Source organism: Rhodococcus rhodochrous (assembly GCF_014854695.1).
In the GTDB taxonomy this organism is placed as follows: Bacteria; Actinomycetota; Actinomycetes; order Mycobacteriales; family Mycobacteriaceae; genus Rhodococcus.
Genome location: NZ_CP027557.1, coordinates 417,761 through 431,712 on the forward strand (window position 1 = coordinate 417,761; position 13,952 = coordinate 431,712).

At 67.4% G+C, this 13,952-nt stretch carries 14 protein-coding genes; 7 read left to right on the forward strand and 7 right to left on the reverse strand.

Features of this window, described 5'->3' with window-relative positions:
• Positions 1 to 4: 4 nt before the first annotated feature.
• Both C6Y44_RS01865 and C6Y44_RS01870 read right to left on the reverse strand, forming a co-directional pair.
• The gene (locus C6Y44_RS01865; protein ID WP_159416909.1) at positions 5 to 1,312 is read right to left on the reverse strand and encodes a class I SAM-dependent methyltransferase; all 1,308 of its coding nucleotides are present in this window, start codon (positions 1,310 to 1,312) and stop codon (positions 5 to 7) included.
• Positions 1,309 to 2,769 carry an FAD-binding oxidoreductase gene (locus tag C6Y44_RS01870; protein ID WP_159416908.1) on the reverse strand — a complete coding sequence of 487 codons (1,461 nt, stop codon included), beginning with the start codon at positions 2,767 to 2,769 and terminating at the stop codon, positions 1,309 to 1,311. Before C6Y44_RS01870 ends, C6Y44_RS01865 begins: the two co-directional genes overlap by 4 nt.
• 149 nt (positions 2,770 to 2,918) lie before the next feature.
• On the opposite strand from C6Y44_RS01870, the gene C6Y44_RS01875 reads away from it, so the two are divergent.
• The 5 genes from C6Y44_RS01875 (at position 2,919) to C6Y44_RS01895 (ending at position 6,589) form a co-directional block, all read left to right on the forward strand.
• Complete coding sequence (locus tag C6Y44_RS01875; RefSeq protein ID WP_120283886.1) at positions 2,919 to 3,353, forward strand: SRPBCC family protein; 435 nt, start codon at positions 2,919 to 2,921, stop codon at positions 3,351 to 3,353.
• A 104-nt stretch (positions 3,354 to 3,457) separates the two neighbouring features.
• Positions 3,458 to 3,781, forward strand: coding sequence for a YbaB/EbfC family nucleoid-associated protein (locus C6Y44_RS01880; RefSeq protein WP_019290262.1), 324 nt, complete (start codon positions 3,458 to 3,460; stop codon positions 3,779 to 3,781).
• Positions 3,782 to 3,790: 9 nt separating this feature from the next.
• Positions 3,791 to 4,399, forward strand: a complete 609-nt coding sequence (gene recR / locus C6Y44_RS01885) for a recombination mediator RecR (RefSeq protein WP_016693177.1) — start codon at positions 3,791 to 3,793, stop codon at positions 4,397 to 4,399.
• Positions 4,396 to 4,995, forward strand: a complete 600-nt coding sequence (locus tag C6Y44_RS01890; protein ID WP_060653917.1) for a TetR/AcrR family transcriptional regulator — start codon at positions 4,396 to 4,398, stop codon at positions 4,993 to 4,995. Before recR ends, C6Y44_RS01890 begins: the two co-directional genes overlap by 4 nt.
• 97 nt (positions 4,996 to 5,092) lie before the next feature.
• A complete protein-coding gene (locus C6Y44_RS01895) occupies positions 5,093 to 6,589 on the forward strand; it encodes an MFS transporter (RefSeq protein ID WP_225623697.1) in 1,497 nt (498 codons plus the stop codon).
• A gap of 98 nt (positions 6,590 to 6,687) precedes the next feature.
• On the opposite strand, the gene C6Y44_RS01900 is transcribed toward C6Y44_RS01895, so the two are convergent.
• Both C6Y44_RS01900 and C6Y44_RS01905 read right to left on the reverse strand, forming a co-directional pair.
• Entirely contained in the window at positions 6,688 to 7,653 is a 966-nt protein-coding gene (locus tag C6Y44_RS01900) for an oxygenase MpaB family protein (RefSeq protein WP_159416906.1), read from the reverse strand.
• A gap of 4 nt (positions 7,654 to 7,657) precedes the next feature.
• On the reverse strand, positions 7,658 to 9,193 hold the full coding sequence (locus C6Y44_RS01905) for an aldehyde dehydrogenase family protein (protein ID WP_159416905.1): 1,536 nt from the start codon (positions 9,191 to 9,193) through the stop codon (positions 7,658 to 7,660).
• Positions 9,194 to 9,323: 130 nt separating this feature from the next.
• Between C6Y44_RS01905 and C6Y44_RS01910 the strand changes: the two genes are divergently transcribed.
• Positions 9,324 to 10,073, forward strand: a complete 750-nt coding sequence (locus C6Y44_RS01910) for a GntR family transcriptional regulator (protein WP_225623698.1) — start codon at positions 9,324 to 9,326, stop codon at positions 10,071 to 10,073.
• Positions 10,074 to 10,153: 80 nt separating this feature from the next.
• Positions 10,154 to 11,011: an oxygenase MpaB family protein gene (locus C6Y44_RS01915; protein ID WP_159416904.1), complete on the forward strand. Its 858-nt coding sequence runs from the start codon at positions 10,154 to 10,156 to the stop codon at positions 11,009 to 11,011.
• Between the two features lie 66 nt (positions 11,012 to 11,077).
• Here the strand turns inward: C6Y44_RS01915 and C6Y44_RS01920 are convergent, their stop codons facing one another.
• From C6Y44_RS01920 to C6Y44_RS01930, 3 genes are read right to left on the reverse strand one after another with little or no spacing between them, the layout of a single operon-like run.
• Entirely contained in the window at positions 11,078 to 11,554 is a 477-nt protein-coding gene (locus tag C6Y44_RS01920; protein ID WP_120281186.1) for a DUF4334 domain-containing protein, read from the reverse strand.
• Positions 11,551 to 12,675 carry an NAD(P)-dependent alcohol dehydrogenase gene (locus C6Y44_RS01925; protein WP_159416903.1) on the reverse strand — a complete coding sequence of 375 codons (1,125 nt, stop codon included), beginning with the start codon at positions 12,673 to 12,675 and terminating at the stop codon, positions 11,551 to 11,553. The genes C6Y44_RS01920 and C6Y44_RS01925 overlap by 4 nt, the downstream gene beginning before the upstream one ends.
• Positions 12,672 to 13,949, reverse strand: a complete 1,278-nt coding sequence (locus C6Y44_RS01930) for a TetR/AcrR family transcriptional regulator (RefSeq protein ID WP_159416902.1) — start codon at positions 13,947 to 13,949, stop codon at positions 12,672 to 12,674. The genes C6Y44_RS01925 and C6Y44_RS01930 overlap by 4 nt, the downstream gene beginning before the upstream one ends.
• Positions 13,950 to 13,952 lie beyond the last annotated feature (3 nt).

The window sequence follows — 13,952 nt, forward strand, 5'->3', positions numbered from 1 at the left end:
GTGACTAGGCGACCCACCAGGGGCGCAGCGGCGTCTGCGGCCTCTTGTCGTCGCCGAGCTTGACCGCGAGCACCTGGTGCAGCTGCACCACGTTGCGTTCGAAGCCGAGGCGCGAGCCGGCCATGTACAGGCCCCACAGGCGGGCCGTGCCCTCACCGACCTCGGCGACGCAGGCCTCCCAGTGCTTCTCGAGATACTCGCACCAGCCCTTCAGTGTCAGGGCGTAGTGCTCGCGCAGGTTCTCCTCGTGCATCACCTCGAAGCCGACGTTCTGCGCCTCGGTGATGATGCGCCCCGAACCGGTGAGCTCCCCGTCGGGGAAGACGTACCGGTCGATGAACCCGCCGGCCTTGGCGCGGGTGTTGTTGGTCGGCCGGGTGATGCAGTGGTTGAGCAGCAGACCGCCCACCCGCAGCTTGCTGTGGAGGAACCGGAAGTAGGCCGGGTAGTTGGCGACACCGATGTGCTCGGTCAGGCCGATCGACGAGATGGCGTCGAATCCTTCCTCGGGCACGTCGCGGTAGTCGGAGTGCCGGACCTCCGCCAGGTCGCTCAGGCCCTCCTCGACGATGGCCCTCTGTGCCCACTCGGCCTGCTCCTTGGAGAGCGTCACGCCGAGGGTCTTCACACCGCGCCGAGCGGCGTAACGCACCATTCCGCCCCAGCCGCAACCGATGTCGAGCAGGCGGTCGCCCGGCTTCAGCCGCAGCTTCTCGAAGACCAGACGGTACTTGTTCTCCTGGGCCTCCTCGAGGCTCTGGTTCTCGGATTCGAAGACGGCGCAGGTGTACGTCATCGAGGGCCCGAGGACGTACTCGTAGAACTCGTTGGACACGTCGTAGTGGTGATGGATGACCTCGGCGTCGCGCGACTTCGAGTGCCGCAGGCCCTCGGCGATGCGGCGCCAGCGCGGCAGGTGCTCCTGCGGCGGCGGTGCGATCGGCTTGAGCAGTTCGGTGCCGAGCGACCGGGCGATCTGCGCGAGGATACGTGCCGGGGGGCGCTCGAAGTGCAGGTCGCCGAGCGAGGCGAGCAACTCGTAGGGGTTGCCGGGATGCACTCCCTTCGCCTGGAGATCGCCCGAGATGTACGCCCGCGCCATGCCCAGATCGCCGGGGGCCGTGGCGATGTACGTCGCGCCCTTGGGCGATGCGAGATGCAGACCGTAGGGGGAATCCTCGGGACCGGCCGCCGATCCGTCGTAGGCCGTGAAGCGCAGCGGCATGTCGCCGCCGGTCACGATCTCCACGATCCGGGCGAGTGCGAGCTTGTCCTCGGTGGACCGATCGTTCTCGGTCTTGAATATGGTCACTTTCGTTGCACCGCCTTCGAAAACAGGTCCAGTAGACGGGACCGAGGGTCGTATTTCTGCTCGAGAGCGGGGTATTCACCACCGCCGTAATAAAGTTTCTCGAACTCGTCCTTCGAGTAGTAGGAGTCCGAGTAGAGCGATTTGTGCCCGTCGAGTTCGGCGACCTTCTTCTCGATCAACCGGTTGGCGGCGCCCTCCTCGGCGCCGGGCACGATGGGAACGGACGACCAGAACCCGACGTTCACATAGGCGCGCTTCGGCTCGAGCGGGTACAGCGGCCAGGGACGCTGGGCGTCCGAGGTGCTCGGACGACCGGCGTCCGGGGACGACTCGATGTCGCGCAATTTCAAGGGGCACAACCAGATCGGCTCGATGGGAATCTCGTCGAGGAACCACTCGACGAACTCCTGCGTGCGTTCGAGCGGGACCTCGATGTCCTGCACGACGCGTTCGCGGGGCGGATTGCCCTTGCGTGCCTCGATCCGGTCGGCCACCGAGTACTTGTGGTCGAGCGCGATGAGCTTCCAGTAGAAACTGCTGCGCAGCAACTGCTTCGGCCACAGCCGGCGGATCTTCGGGTTCTGGGCACCGAAAGCTCGTGAGCACCAGAACCAGTCGGTGTCCCACCGCCACAGATAGTCGCGGATCGTGAGCCGATCCTTCTTGGGGCGGTTGACGGAGACGTGCTGGATCGACCGGTAGTAGATGTCCTGCCCGGTGTAATCGCTGACAGGGCCCGGCTCGTCGGTCTGCGTGCCGAGCGTCAGGTAGCTCTCGGTCGCGGAGAAGACGACGCCGTCGAGGTAGTCGACCGGCGTGCCGTCCCAGGTCCGCTCGTCGACGATCCGCGCGAGAGCGGACTGCAGATCGGCGATCGTGTCGAAACGCAGGTGACGCAGCGCGACGAAACGCTTCACCGGTTCGAGTTCGATGCGCAGGCGCGTGGCGTACCCGAGCGAACCGTACGAGTTGGGGAAGCCGTGGAACAGGTCGGCGTGCTCACCCTCGGGACGGGCCGTGACGATCTCGCCGGACCCGGTGAGGATGTCCATCTCGAGCACCGACTCGTGGGGGAGACCGTTGCGGAAGGACGTGGACTCGATGCCGAGCCCGGTGACGGCGCCGCCGAGTGTGATCGTCTTCAGCTGCGGGACGACCAACGGTGCGAGGCCGTAGGGCAGGGTCGCGTCGACGAGGTCCTCGTAGGTGCACATGCCGGCGACGTCGGCGGTGCGGGCCTGCGGGTCGACGGAGATGACACCGCCGAGACCGGAGACGTCGAGCCCCGGCGCGTTCACCGCGGCGCGGGCTCGGAAGAGGTTCGACGTCTTCTTCGCGAGTCGCACGGGCGCGTCGGCCGGAATCGCGCTGTACGAGCGCAGCAGACGATCTACACCCTGGCGGTGTACCGCCTCCCCGTACGGGACCTTCACACCTGACGATCTCGGCATCTGCATTCGACTCCTTCGGAGCGGCGCATCAGTAGGCACGTCCACAATAGACCCGGCGGTCGCATCCGTCCCGGAACGCGCAGGGCAGGATGGATGCTGTCGTCACAGGCACATTCGAGCCCGCATCAGCAGGGAAGAAGCAGAAGGAGTCGTTCATGGCACAGGTCAGCGCAAGCAGTTCGATCCAGTTGGCGGCAGCTCCCGAGGCGGTGCTCACCGCCCTGGCCGACTACGAGACCGTGCGCCCGCGCATCCTCACCGAGCACTACCGCGACTACCGCGTGATCTCCGGCGGCCGCGGCGACGGCACCGTCGTGCACTGGATCCTCCAGGCCACGGAGAAGCGTCAGCGCGACGTGCAGGCCACCGTGTCGGTGAAGGGCAGTACCGTCACGGAGACGGATGCCAACTCCTCGCTCGTGACGACCTACAGCGTCGTGCCGAACGGGACGGGTTCGACGGTCGTGGTGCTCACGCAGTGGCAGGGCGCCGGCGGCGTCAAGGGTTTCTTCGAGAAGACGTTCGCGCCGCTCGGCCTGAAGAAGATCCAGCAGCAGGTGCTCGAGAACCTGAAGAAGGAAGTCGACTGAGCCCGGTTCCGTCGACCTCGGCGTCTGTGCCGACCCCGATGCGCGGCGACTAGGCTGGCATCACAAACGTGCAGAAAGGACGTGCCGTGCAACCCGGTGGTGGAATGCCCGACATGCAGCAACTCCTCGCTCAGGCCCAGCAGATGCAGCAGCAGCTCGTCGCTGCGCAGAACGAGATGGCGCAGGCAGAGGTCACCGGCCAGGCCGGCGGTGGCCTCGTGACGGCGACGGTGAAGGGCACGGGCGAGGTCGTGTCCGTGAAGATCGATCCGAAGGTCGTCGACCCCGAGGACGTCGAGACCCTGCAGGATCTCGTGGTCGGTGCGATCGCCGACGCCTCGGCGAAGGCTCAGGAGATCGCGGCCGAGAAGCTCGGTCCGCTCGCGGGTGGGCTCGGCGGCGGAATCCCCGGCCTGCCCGGTTTCTAGAGGTCGGCGTTGTACGAAGGACCGGTACAGGACCTCATCGACGAGCTGGGCAAACTTCCGGGCGTCGGCCCGAAGAGTGCCCAGCGCATCGCGTTCCACCTGCTCTCGGTCGAGCCGCCCGAGATCGACCGCCTGCAGGCGGCGCTGCAGCGGATTCGCGACGGCGTGCAGTTCTGCGAGGTCTGCGGAACGGTCTCCGACCAGCAGCGTTGCCGCATCTGCTCCGATCCTCGCCGCGACCGCACAGTGATCTGCGTGGTCGAGGAACCGAAGGACGTGCAGGCGATCGAACGCACCCGTGAGTTCCGGGGGCGCTATCACGTCCTCGGTGGTGCGCTCGACCCGCTCAACGGCGTCGGCCCCGACCAGCTGCACATCCGCGAACTGCTCACCCGCATCGGCAATCAGGAGGACGGCGTCGACGTCTCCGAGGTGATCATCGCGACCGACCCCAACACGGAGGGCGAGGCGACGGCCACCTATCTGGTGCGCATGCTGCGCGACTTCCCGGGGCTGAGCGTCACCCGTCTGGCCTCGGGTCTGCCGATGGGTGGCGATCTCGAGTTCGCCGACGAGCTGACGCTCGGACGGGCGTTGTCGGGGAGGCGGGCGATGTGACCGTGCGCAGCACGGAGGCATCGCACCGGGGTGAGCCGGAGAAGCGTCGCCGGACTTCCGACGAGACCAGGAAGTTGATCATCGACGCTGCGGGGAAGGCGTTCGCGACGCGCCCCTACCGCGACATCACGCTCAAGGACATCGCGGAGGAAGCGGGAGTCAGCGCACCGCTGATCATCAAGTACTTCGGCTCGAAGGAGCAGTTGTACGAGGAGCTCGTCGACTTCCAGTACGGCGCGCAGGTGCTGTTCGACGGACCGCTCGAGAGCCTGGGGGAGCGGATGGTCGCGATGCTCGCCCGCCCGCTCGAGCCCTACAAGCCGTTGTCGATGAACATCCTGTTCATGAGCGGGGGCAGCGAGGAGAGCAACCGCATGCTCCGCGACAACTACTCCGCGCAGATGGTCGACGCGCTCGCCGCGCGGCTACCGGGGCCGGATGCCCGTCTCCGGGCCGAGCTGGCGATGTCGGCGGTGATGGGGTTGGCGATCATGCGGCGCCGCATGATGCAGGAGCGCGCGACCGGCACGGTCGAGGAAGTCGTGGCCATGTACGCGCCGCTGGTCCAGCGGTTGCTCGACGGAGACGGTTCTTAGCAGCACGAATGACCTTGGTCACTCCTCTTGAGGGTAAATAGCCGTTCACCTAATGTGGTGAACGGCTATTTACCTGTTTGTCGAGGAGGGGGTGTCGATGTCGATCTCGCTCCCCCTACGCCTGCACGTGGCGGGTAGGTCCGCCTCCGCGCCGACGCGCTCGGCGTCCGGAACGAAGAAGGCGAGCGGACCGGCGGAGAAGAAGACGCGTAACCTGCGGCATCTCGTCTTCCCGGTTCTCGCGGTCGGTGCCGTCTTCCAGGCCATCATGCAGACCGTCATGGTCCCGCTCCTGCCGAGCATGCCGGGCTTCACCGGCGCCGGACCCACCGCCGTGTCGTGGCTGGTGACGAGCACCCTGCTGGTCGGTGCGGTGATGACGCCCATCTTCGGCCGTCTCGCCGACATGATCGGCAAGAAGCGGATGCTCCTCATCGCGTTCTCGCTCATGACCCTCGGCTCGCTGATCTGCGCGCTGACCTCGGACATCGGACTGCTCATCGTCGCCCGTGGCCTGCAGGGCGCCGGCGCGGCGGTGCTGCCGATCGGCATGGCGATCCTCCGCGAGGTCCTGCCCCGTGAGCACGTGGAGCGCTCGATCGCGATGCTCAGCTCCACCCTCGGCATCGGCACCGCGGTCGGCATCCCGTTCGCGGCCGCCATCGTCCAGTTCGCCGACTGGCACCTGCTCTTCTGGATCACCGCCGCCATCGGCGCCGGTGTCGCCCTCGCGGCGTGGATCGTCATCCCGGAATCGGACACCCGCACCGGCGGTCGCTTCGACGCCGTGGGCGCCGCCGGCCTGTCCGCCGCCCTGGTGTGCCTGCTCGTGCCCATCACCCAGGGCAGCACGTGGGGCTGGACGAGCCCCGCGGTGCTGCTCTCGTTCGCAGCGTCGGTGCTGCTGTTCGTGCTTTGGGGCGTGCAGCAGCTGCGCAACCGCAACCCGCTCGTCGACCTGCGTGTCTCGGCCCACCGTTCCGTCCTCGCGCCGCACCTGTCGGCACTGCTCGTCGGGTTCGCCTTCTACGGCAACACCCTCATCACCACGCAGCTTCTGCAGGCGTCGTCCGAGCACGGAGCCGGATACGACCTGACCATCCTCCAGGCCGCGGCCTGTCAGCTCGCCGCGAGCTTCGCGATGATGATCTTCGCGATCGTGGCCTCCCGGATTACCGAGCGTTTCGGACCCAAGATCACGATCATGACCGGCGCGGTCTTCCTGCTCGCCGGTTACAGCGTCCACGCGGTGCCCGGAAAACCGCTGGGGCTCGTGGTCGCCGCCATCTTCGTCGCGGCCATCGGCACGTCGCTCGTGTACTGCACGCTGCCGGTGCTCCTGCTCGGCGCGGTGCCGCTGTCGCAGAACGCCGCGGCGAACGGCGTCAACGTCCTGCTCCGCACCGTGGGCAGCACCGTCTGCAGCGCGGTCGTCGCCTCGGTGCTCGCGGCCCACACCCTCGCAGGCGGGCTCGGCATCGGCACCGCGGGTTTCGTGATCGCCTATCTCGTGTGCGCCGGCTGCGCCGTGGTCGTCTTCGTCTCGGGCTTCGCGCTCCCGTCGAAGCAGGCCCTGCGGCCGGTCGGGAACTGAGCCCGGCCCGCTCCTGCCGGAACAGTTACGGCCCCGCACCCCGGTGATGAAACCGGAATGCGGGGCCGCCCCTCCTGTCCCCCAGGCCTGGCGGTGCGTCAGTGTTCGACGCCCAGATCGCTCGGACGGTAACCGAGGGGGTAACCCGGATACGTCCGGTTGGTGGCGTTGCCCGCCGACAGCGACACGCGTCTCTTCGGCAGTCGCCGCACGAACGCCGACCGTGCCCGCAGCGCGCCCTCGACGATCTCCGTCAGCTGCGGTGAGCTCTTCGGGAAACCGAACGCCGACGCCATGCGGTCGTCGATCAGCGCGAAGACGACCTTCTCGATGCCCTTGTTCAGCACCTTCGGGTACCACGACTGGAACAGTCGCAGCGTGTAGGTGCCGATGGCGTGGTTGTCGTCGCTGTAGGTGAACTTCTCGCGCTCGTATTCGAGCTTGAACCGGTGGAACTCCTGGAACGACTCCGGGATGTCCTTGATGCCCATCCGGATGCCCACCTGGCGGTAGAAGTAGAACGACGCCAGGCGCTCCTTCGGGTGCAGGCGACGCCACCCGTAGCGGTCGATCCAGTCGAGCGGGTCGTACACGAAGGTCGACAGGACGTACAGCATGTCGTCGTTGTCGATCGAGTACTTGCCGTGCATCCGGTTGATGTTGCGCAGCGACTCGCGTCCCCGCTCGGCGTCGTAGCCGTGCTCGACGAGCTCGGCCATCAGCAGCGCCGTGTCGTCGTACCGCTTCTGCGGCCGCTTCTCGAACTCGCCGGTGCGGGCGAGCAGCTCCGAGATGCTGGGCACGCAGTAGGTGCGGAAGAGGGCGAACTCGAGCGACCGCTGGTAGTCCCACGGGAACTCGTAACCGGCGGTGATCCGCACGATGTCCTGGTGCTGCGTGACCGGGTCGAGCTCCTCGATCACCTTGACCCAGCCCATCCGGCCACGCTTCGGGTGCGGGTCCCTGTTCGGGGGTGGGAACGTACCGGCCTTCTCGATACGTGCCTCGGGCTTCGCGACGACGGCGGCCTTCCGGCTGCGGGTACGCGGGGGAGTGGTCGTCATCGGCTCACCTTCCGTGCATGAACTCGAGCATCGCCTGCGAGATCTTCAGGTCGCGCTCCGGACGCTCGAGGCTCATGAGCTTGAGCGGCGAGCGGAACTTCGCCACCGTGACGGACTTGGGACGGCTGAACTCGCGCAGGCCGTCGGCGCCGTGGATGCGGCCGAAGCCGGACTCGCCGATGCCGCCGAAGGGCAACGAGGCGATGGCGGCGAAGCCGAGCACCGAGTTGACCGACACCATGCCGTTGCGCAGGCGCTCGGCGAGCTGACGGCCCTTCTTCTTGTTGCGCGTGAAGATCGACGCACCGAGACCGTAGTCGGTGCCGTTCGCGCGTTCGACAGCCTCGTCGAGATCGCGGACCTTGTTGACGACGACCGTCGGGCCGAAGGTCTCCTCGCACACCGCGGCCGAGGTCTCGGGCACGTCGGTGAGGATGACGGGCTCGACGATGCGCTCCTGCACCGAATCGAGCCCGCCGAGGACGGCCTTGCCACCGGACTTCAGGGCGTCCTCGATGTGACTGCGCACGATGTCGACCTGGCGCGGAAGCGTCATGGGGCCGTAGGTGGAGTTCTCGTCGCCGCCCGGCTTCGCGCGCCGGACGGTGGCGGTGAGCTTGTCGAGGAACTCGCGGTAGACCGGCTCCTCGACGTAGATGCGCTCGACACCCGCGCAGGTCTGGCCGGCGTTACCGAACGCACCGAAGGCGGCGAACTCGACGGCCTCGTCGATGTTCGCGTCGGCCGCGACGATCATCGCGTCCTTGCCGCCGCATTCGGCGACGAGCGGGGTGAGCGACTCGGCGCACACCGCCATGACCTTGCGGGCGGTGGGGCCGGAGCCGGTGAAGGCGACCTTGTCGACACCCGAACGCACGAGCGTCGAACCCGTCTCACCGAGACCGGTGATCACCTGGAAGACCGGCTGGGTGGGGGCGATCGAGTTCCACTTGTCCTCGAGCCATTTCGCGACACCGGGAGTGAGCTCGCTCGGCTTGAAGACGACGGCGTTGCCGGCGGCCAGCGAGTAGGCGATCGAACCCATCGGGGTGTACACCGGGTAGTTCCAGGGGCCGATCACGCCGATGACACCGAGGGGCTTGTACTCGAGGGTCGCGGCCTGGTTGAAGCTCGCGACGCCCGAGGGCACCTTGCGAGGCTTGAGCACCTTCTTGGCGTTCTTGGCCGCCCAATCGAGGTGCTCGACCGCCAGCATGACTTCGAGGAAGGCGTCGCCGAAGGGCTTGCCGGTCTCCTTCGCCACCACCGATGCGAGCGAGGTCGCGTCGGACGCGATGGCCTTCTTGAACTCGAGGAGCCAGTCGCGGCGGCCGCGGAAGCCCTGCGCCTCCCACCAGCGAGCGGCGACGCGGGCGCGCTCGACGGCCGCGCCCACGGCGGCCTCGTCGGCGATCGGATACTCGGCGATCACCTCGCCGTTCCGGGGGTCGAGGCTGGCGAAGGTGTCGGTGTTCGCTGCCGTGGATGCCTTGTCCGAACTGCTCTTCGCGTTCTTCGGACTGGTGAGGTTCTGGGTCATGTTCGACACTTCCTGGTGGACCACATCACATATATTTGATGTGATAGCTGTAGTGGACATCACATTAGGCGTTCGCGGGCCAATTGGACAACCCCCGTGCGCAGTTGTCCGGATTCCTACAGGAGACACGATGGCGGCACCGACACGTAGCCCCGGGACAGCGGCGGATCACGCTGCGGCATCCCGACGTTCGGAGGGGGCCGTGCGGCGCCGTCCGCAGCTTTCCGACGAGGTGGCCGGCCACCTCCGCGGTTCGATCATGTCCGGCGCGTTGCGTCCGGGCGACTTCATCCGGCTCGACGAGACCGCGGTCGAACTCGGCGTCAGCGTCACCCCCGTCCGGGAGGCGCTGCTGACGCTGCGCGGGGAGGGGATGGTCGAATCCGCCCCGAACCGCGGCTACCGGGTCTCGCCTCTCACGCGCGGCGACATCGACGACATCTTCTGGCTGCAGGGACAGATCGCCGTCGAGCTCGCGCTCCGAGCGGTCGACCGTGCCACGCCGGCCGACCTCGAGCGTCTGGCCGAACTCAACGAGAGGCTGCGCATGCTCGTCGTCATTCCGGAGGGAGTGACACCCGACATCGAGCGGATCGCCGACGCGGAGTTCGACTTCCATCGCGAGCTCAACCGCATCGCCGACAGCCCCAAGCTCGCGTGGTTCCTCAACACCGCCGCGCGCACGATTCCGTACCGCCTCTACGCGCGGGACGCCGAGTGGGGAACGCTCGCCATCCGGTCGCACACGAAGCTGATCGAGGCGATCGCTGCGCAGGACCACAGCGAAGTGATCACGCAGACGCTGGTGCAGTTCGAGGACGCGGCCGCGCGGCTGGTCGCCCACCGTGAGCGAGCGGGTGTCGATTCGCCTTCCGGATAGGCACTTGCCTATCTGAGTACGGGTGTGCACAATTTGTATGACAGTGCTGCACCCGTACTTTCACCATCAGGAGACCTCCGATGACGACCCACGCCGAAGAGCGCGTCCCCGCCGTCACCACCGACGAACCGGAGGCGATCCCCGCTCCGCTTCCGGCGGGCTCGGTCGAACTGGCCGACTTCGTCGGTGAGTCGATGCTTCTGCTCGGAGCCGGTGCGACGGTCCTCCTGCAGCTGGCATCGCGCGGTGTCGGGTACGGCGTCGCCGATCACAGCTCCACCCTGCAGCGGCCGCTCGACCGGCTGCGCACCACGATGACCTACGTCTACGCGGTCACGCTCGGTACTCCCGAGGAGAAGAAGCAGATCGTCCGGATGGTCAACAAGGCGCACGTCCCGGTGCGTTCGGAGACCTACAACGCCTTCGATCCCGAACTCCAGTTGTGGGTCGCGGCAACGCTGTACCGCAACGGTGTCGACATGTACCGGCGGATGTTCGGGCCTCTCACCGATGCCGACATCGAACGCATCTACCGCCAGTCCGCGGTCTACGGCACGGCTCTGCAGGTCAAGGACGACATGTGGCCGAAGACGCGGGAGGAATTCGACAGGTACTGGGACGAGATGATCGCGACCTTCGAGGTCGACCGGAAGGTGCGTTCCTTCACCCGCAATCTCCTCACCGGCGGCGACGCCCCGCTTCCCGTTCGCGCCCTCATGCCGCTGCAGCGCTTCATGACGATCGGCCTTCTCCCGCAACGCATGCGCGACGAATTCGCGCTGCCGTGGAGCCCGCGCGACCAGCGGCGCTTCGACCTGTTCTGGAAGGTGGTCCCGCCGATCTACCGCGCGGTGCCCAGGCCGATCCGCCAGCTGTCGGCCACCTACTACCTCAACGACATGCGCCGCCGGATGAAGGCGCACGGACACGTCATCTGAGTTCTCCAGCGAGAACGCCGAGTGGCCGGACGTACGTCCGGCCACTCGGCGTTTCCCGTCCGACGATCACACGGCGCTGTCGCGTTCGAGACCGAACCAGTAGTGCTCGCCGTCGTCGAACACCAGCGAACCCTTGCCGTTCATCACCCCGACGACGGTGTCGTCGTCGACCTTCTTGAAGTGGTCGAAGACCGGCATGCCGTCGTAGACCATCGTCGCCGTCACCTCACCGCGGAAGACGATCTCCCACAGGCTCGCCTCGCCGCGTCCGGTCTTCGTGTCGGAGAACAACTCGCCGTCCTCGCCGTAGCACACGAGCGGCTGGACCTCGGACACCGACGCGAACGTCTTTCCGTACCACCGCGACGTGCCGAGCAGCGTATGGGTGCGGTGCCCGGTGTCGAAACTGAAGCCCTTCCACCGGTATCCGACGAGATCGTCGATGCGTGCCGGAGCGAGATGCTCCCAGAGGGCATCGAGTTCGCGAGGATCGATCCGGTCGGTGCGGGCGCGCAGTTCCTCGAGTCGCTGGACGACGTTCATGTGTTCCCCTGGATGTCGAAGGTGAGTACGGCTTTGACGACCTCGCCGGAGGTGACAGCGGCGAGAGCGTCGTCGAGTTTCGTGAAATCGAAGGTCTGCACGAGTTCGTCGACGGGGAAACGCCCGTCGCGCCACAGCGCGGCCAGCTCGGGAAGGAACCGGTGGGGATCGACGTCGCCCTCGATGACTCCGGTCAGCGTGCGACCGGACAACAGATGGGTCTGGTCGATCGAGACGGGATTGCGGCCGGCACGCAGTCCGAGGGTGGCGCAGACACCGGGACTGGTCAGAGACGACAGTGCCTGCCGGATCACGGATTCGGTGCCCACGGCCTCCACCGCGTAGTCGGCACCACCGCCGGTGAGACGACGCAGATGGCGTCCGAGGTCGTCGTGATCGTCGGGGGAGAGGACCTCGGTGGCCCCGAGCGATCGCGCGACGCCGTGCCGTCGCGGATTCGGGTCGACGCCGATGATGCTCTCGCACCCGGCGATACGCGCTGCCATCACCGCGGCCGTGCCGACGGCGCCGAGACCGAAGACGACGATCGTCGACCCCTGTTCCGGTCGCAACACCTCGAGAACGGTTCCGGCGCCGGTCGCCAGGCCGCACCCGAGCGGACCCGCCAGTGCCACCGGAACATCCGCCGGCAGACGCACGGCGTTGCGTTCGGTGGCCACGACGAGCGAGGAGAACGACGACTGTCCGAACCAGTTGCCGTGCACCGGTGCTCCGTCGGCGTCGCGGAGCACGGCCGAGCCGTCGGTGCGCACACCGCTGTAGTTGAGCGGGGCGAATCGCGTGCAGTAGGCGTGCCGTCCCCGGGCGCAGTTGCGGCACGTGCGGCACGAGTCGAATCCGAGGACGACTCGGTCGCCGACCGCGAGAGCGGTGACCGCCGAGCCCACTTCGGTGACGACTCCGGCACCCTCGTGTCCCAGTACGACGGGCGTCGGGACGGGAACGCCGCCCGCGGCGGCGGTGAGGTCGGTGTGGCAGATCCCGACCCCGTGGATCTGTACGAGCACTTCCTCGTCGCGCAGTTCGGGCACGGTCACGGTCTCGAGCCGCAGCGGTGCACCGTACTCGCGGAGTACCGCTGCGGTCGCGGTGCGGGTCATCCCACCGCCTCCGGCGAACCGGTGTCGCCGAGCAGCACCGAGAGCATCAGCTGCTGCACCCTGCGCTGCCGGGAGGGGGTGGGCAGGAAGTGCACGAGGTTGCCGGTGTCGAGCACGAGGTTGAGCGCGGCGTGCACGAGGAAGCGGCATTCGACGGCGGGCAGCTCGGGGCGGAGCTCCCCGACCAGACGGGCCCATTCCTCGATGTTGAGCCGCTGGATGTTCCGCAGGTCGCTGCGATGATGCGCGGGCAGGTTGCCGACCTCGGCGAAGTACACCGACATCAGTTCGCTGTTCTCGAACGACATCCGGACATACGCCTCGGTGAGGACGTCGAGGGCCTGCGCGGAGGTCGTCGAGTCGGCGAGCGCTTCGCCGATGATCATCGCGACGCGATCACCGGCCCGGTGGAAGGCGGCGGCGAGCAGATCGGCCTTGCTCGCGAAGTGACGGTAGACGCCGGACGCGTTGATACCTGCCGCAGCACCGATCTCCTCGATGCTCACCTCGTGATAGCCCCGGGCGTCGAAGAGCAGCACGGCCTCGTGCAGGAGGACCTCACGCTTGTTCGCCACGGACAGCCCACCCGGCTCGGGAGTCGGTGCGGGTTCGTCGATGTCGGGCACCAGATCGGTTGCTGCGACCGCTGTGCACGCGTCGAGCAGGAGCTGCTGCAGGCGCCGGTTGGACAGCGGGACGCGGTGAGTGGTGATGGAGCCGATGACGCTGAGCATCGCGCTGCTGAGCAGCACGTAGTCGTCGTCGGTGAGATCGGGCCGCAGCCGCGCGACCGTGCGGGCGAGATGGCGGTTGAGTGCCCGCATCTTCGAGCGGATCTCACTGTGGTCCTCACCCGTGAGGTAGCGGCGTTCCCAGCGGTACAACCCGCCCGTCCGGCGGTTCTCGATCGTGGTGCGGATGAGCGCGAGGAGTTTGCGTTCGAGCTCCTCGGCGGCGTCGAGTCCGGTGCCGTTCGCTCCGCTCTGTTCGTCGAACTCCGCGAGGGCGGAGCCGAGGGCGTCGGCGAGGGTGACCACGGCATGGTGGAACAGGGCGTACTTGTTCGGGAAGTGCCGGTACAGGGCGGGGCCGGAGATGCCGACGGCAGTGGCGATCTCGTCGATGCTCACGCCGTGGTAGCCGCGTTCGCTGAACGCCTCGGCCGCGACCGTGGCGATCTGTGCCTTGCGGTTCTTCGGCCGGCGCCGCACGGTGGGGGTCGGGGTGCCGGTCTTCGCGGCTGTGCGTGCCCCGACCTGCGCTTGTTCGGGCACCCT

What these genes read in the sequence shown, in the direction of transcription:
- C6Y44_RS01870 (WP_159416908.1), bottom strand. Translation starts at nt 2,769, where the DNA reads ATGCAGATGCCGAGATCGTCAGGTGTGAAGGTCCCGTACGGGGAGGCG.
- C6Y44_RS01875 (WP_120283886.1), top strand. Translation starts at nt 2,919, where the DNA reads ATGGCACAGGTCAGCGCAAGCAGTTCGATCCAGTTGGCGGCAGCTCCC.
- C6Y44_RS01880 (WP_019290262.1), top strand. Translation starts at nt 3,458, where the DNA reads ATGCCCGACATGCAGCAACTCCTCGCTCAGGCCCAGCAGATGCAGCAG.
- C6Y44_RS01895 (WP_225623697.1), top strand. Translation starts at nt 5,093, where the DNA reads ATGTCGATCTCGCTCCCCCTACGCCTGCACGTGGCGGGTAGGTCCGCC.
- C6Y44_RS01900 (WP_159416906.1), bottom strand. Translation starts at nt 7,653, where the DNA reads ATGACGACCACTCCCCCGCGTACCCGCAGCCGGAAGGCCGCCGTCGTC.
- C6Y44_RS01905 (WP_159416905.1), bottom strand. Translation starts at nt 9,193, where the DNA reads ATGACCCAGAACCTCACCAGTCCGAAGAACGCGAAGAGCAGTTCGGAC.
- C6Y44_RS01910 (WP_225623698.1), top strand. Translation starts at nt 9,324, where the DNA reads ATGGCGGCACCGACACGTAGCCCCGGGACAGCGGCGGATCACGCTGCG.
- C6Y44_RS01915 (WP_159416904.1), top strand. Translation starts at nt 10,154, where the DNA reads ATGACGACCCACGCCGAAGAGCGCGTCCCCGCCGTCACCACCGACGAA.
- C6Y44_RS01920 (WP_120281186.1), bottom strand. Translation starts at nt 11,554, where the DNA reads ATGAACGTCGTCCAGCGACTCGAGGAACTGCGCGCCCGCACCGACCGG.
- C6Y44_RS01925 (WP_159416903.1), bottom strand. Translation starts at nt 12,675, where the DNA reads ATGACCCGCACCGCGACCGCAGCGGTACTCCGCGAGTACGGTGCACCG.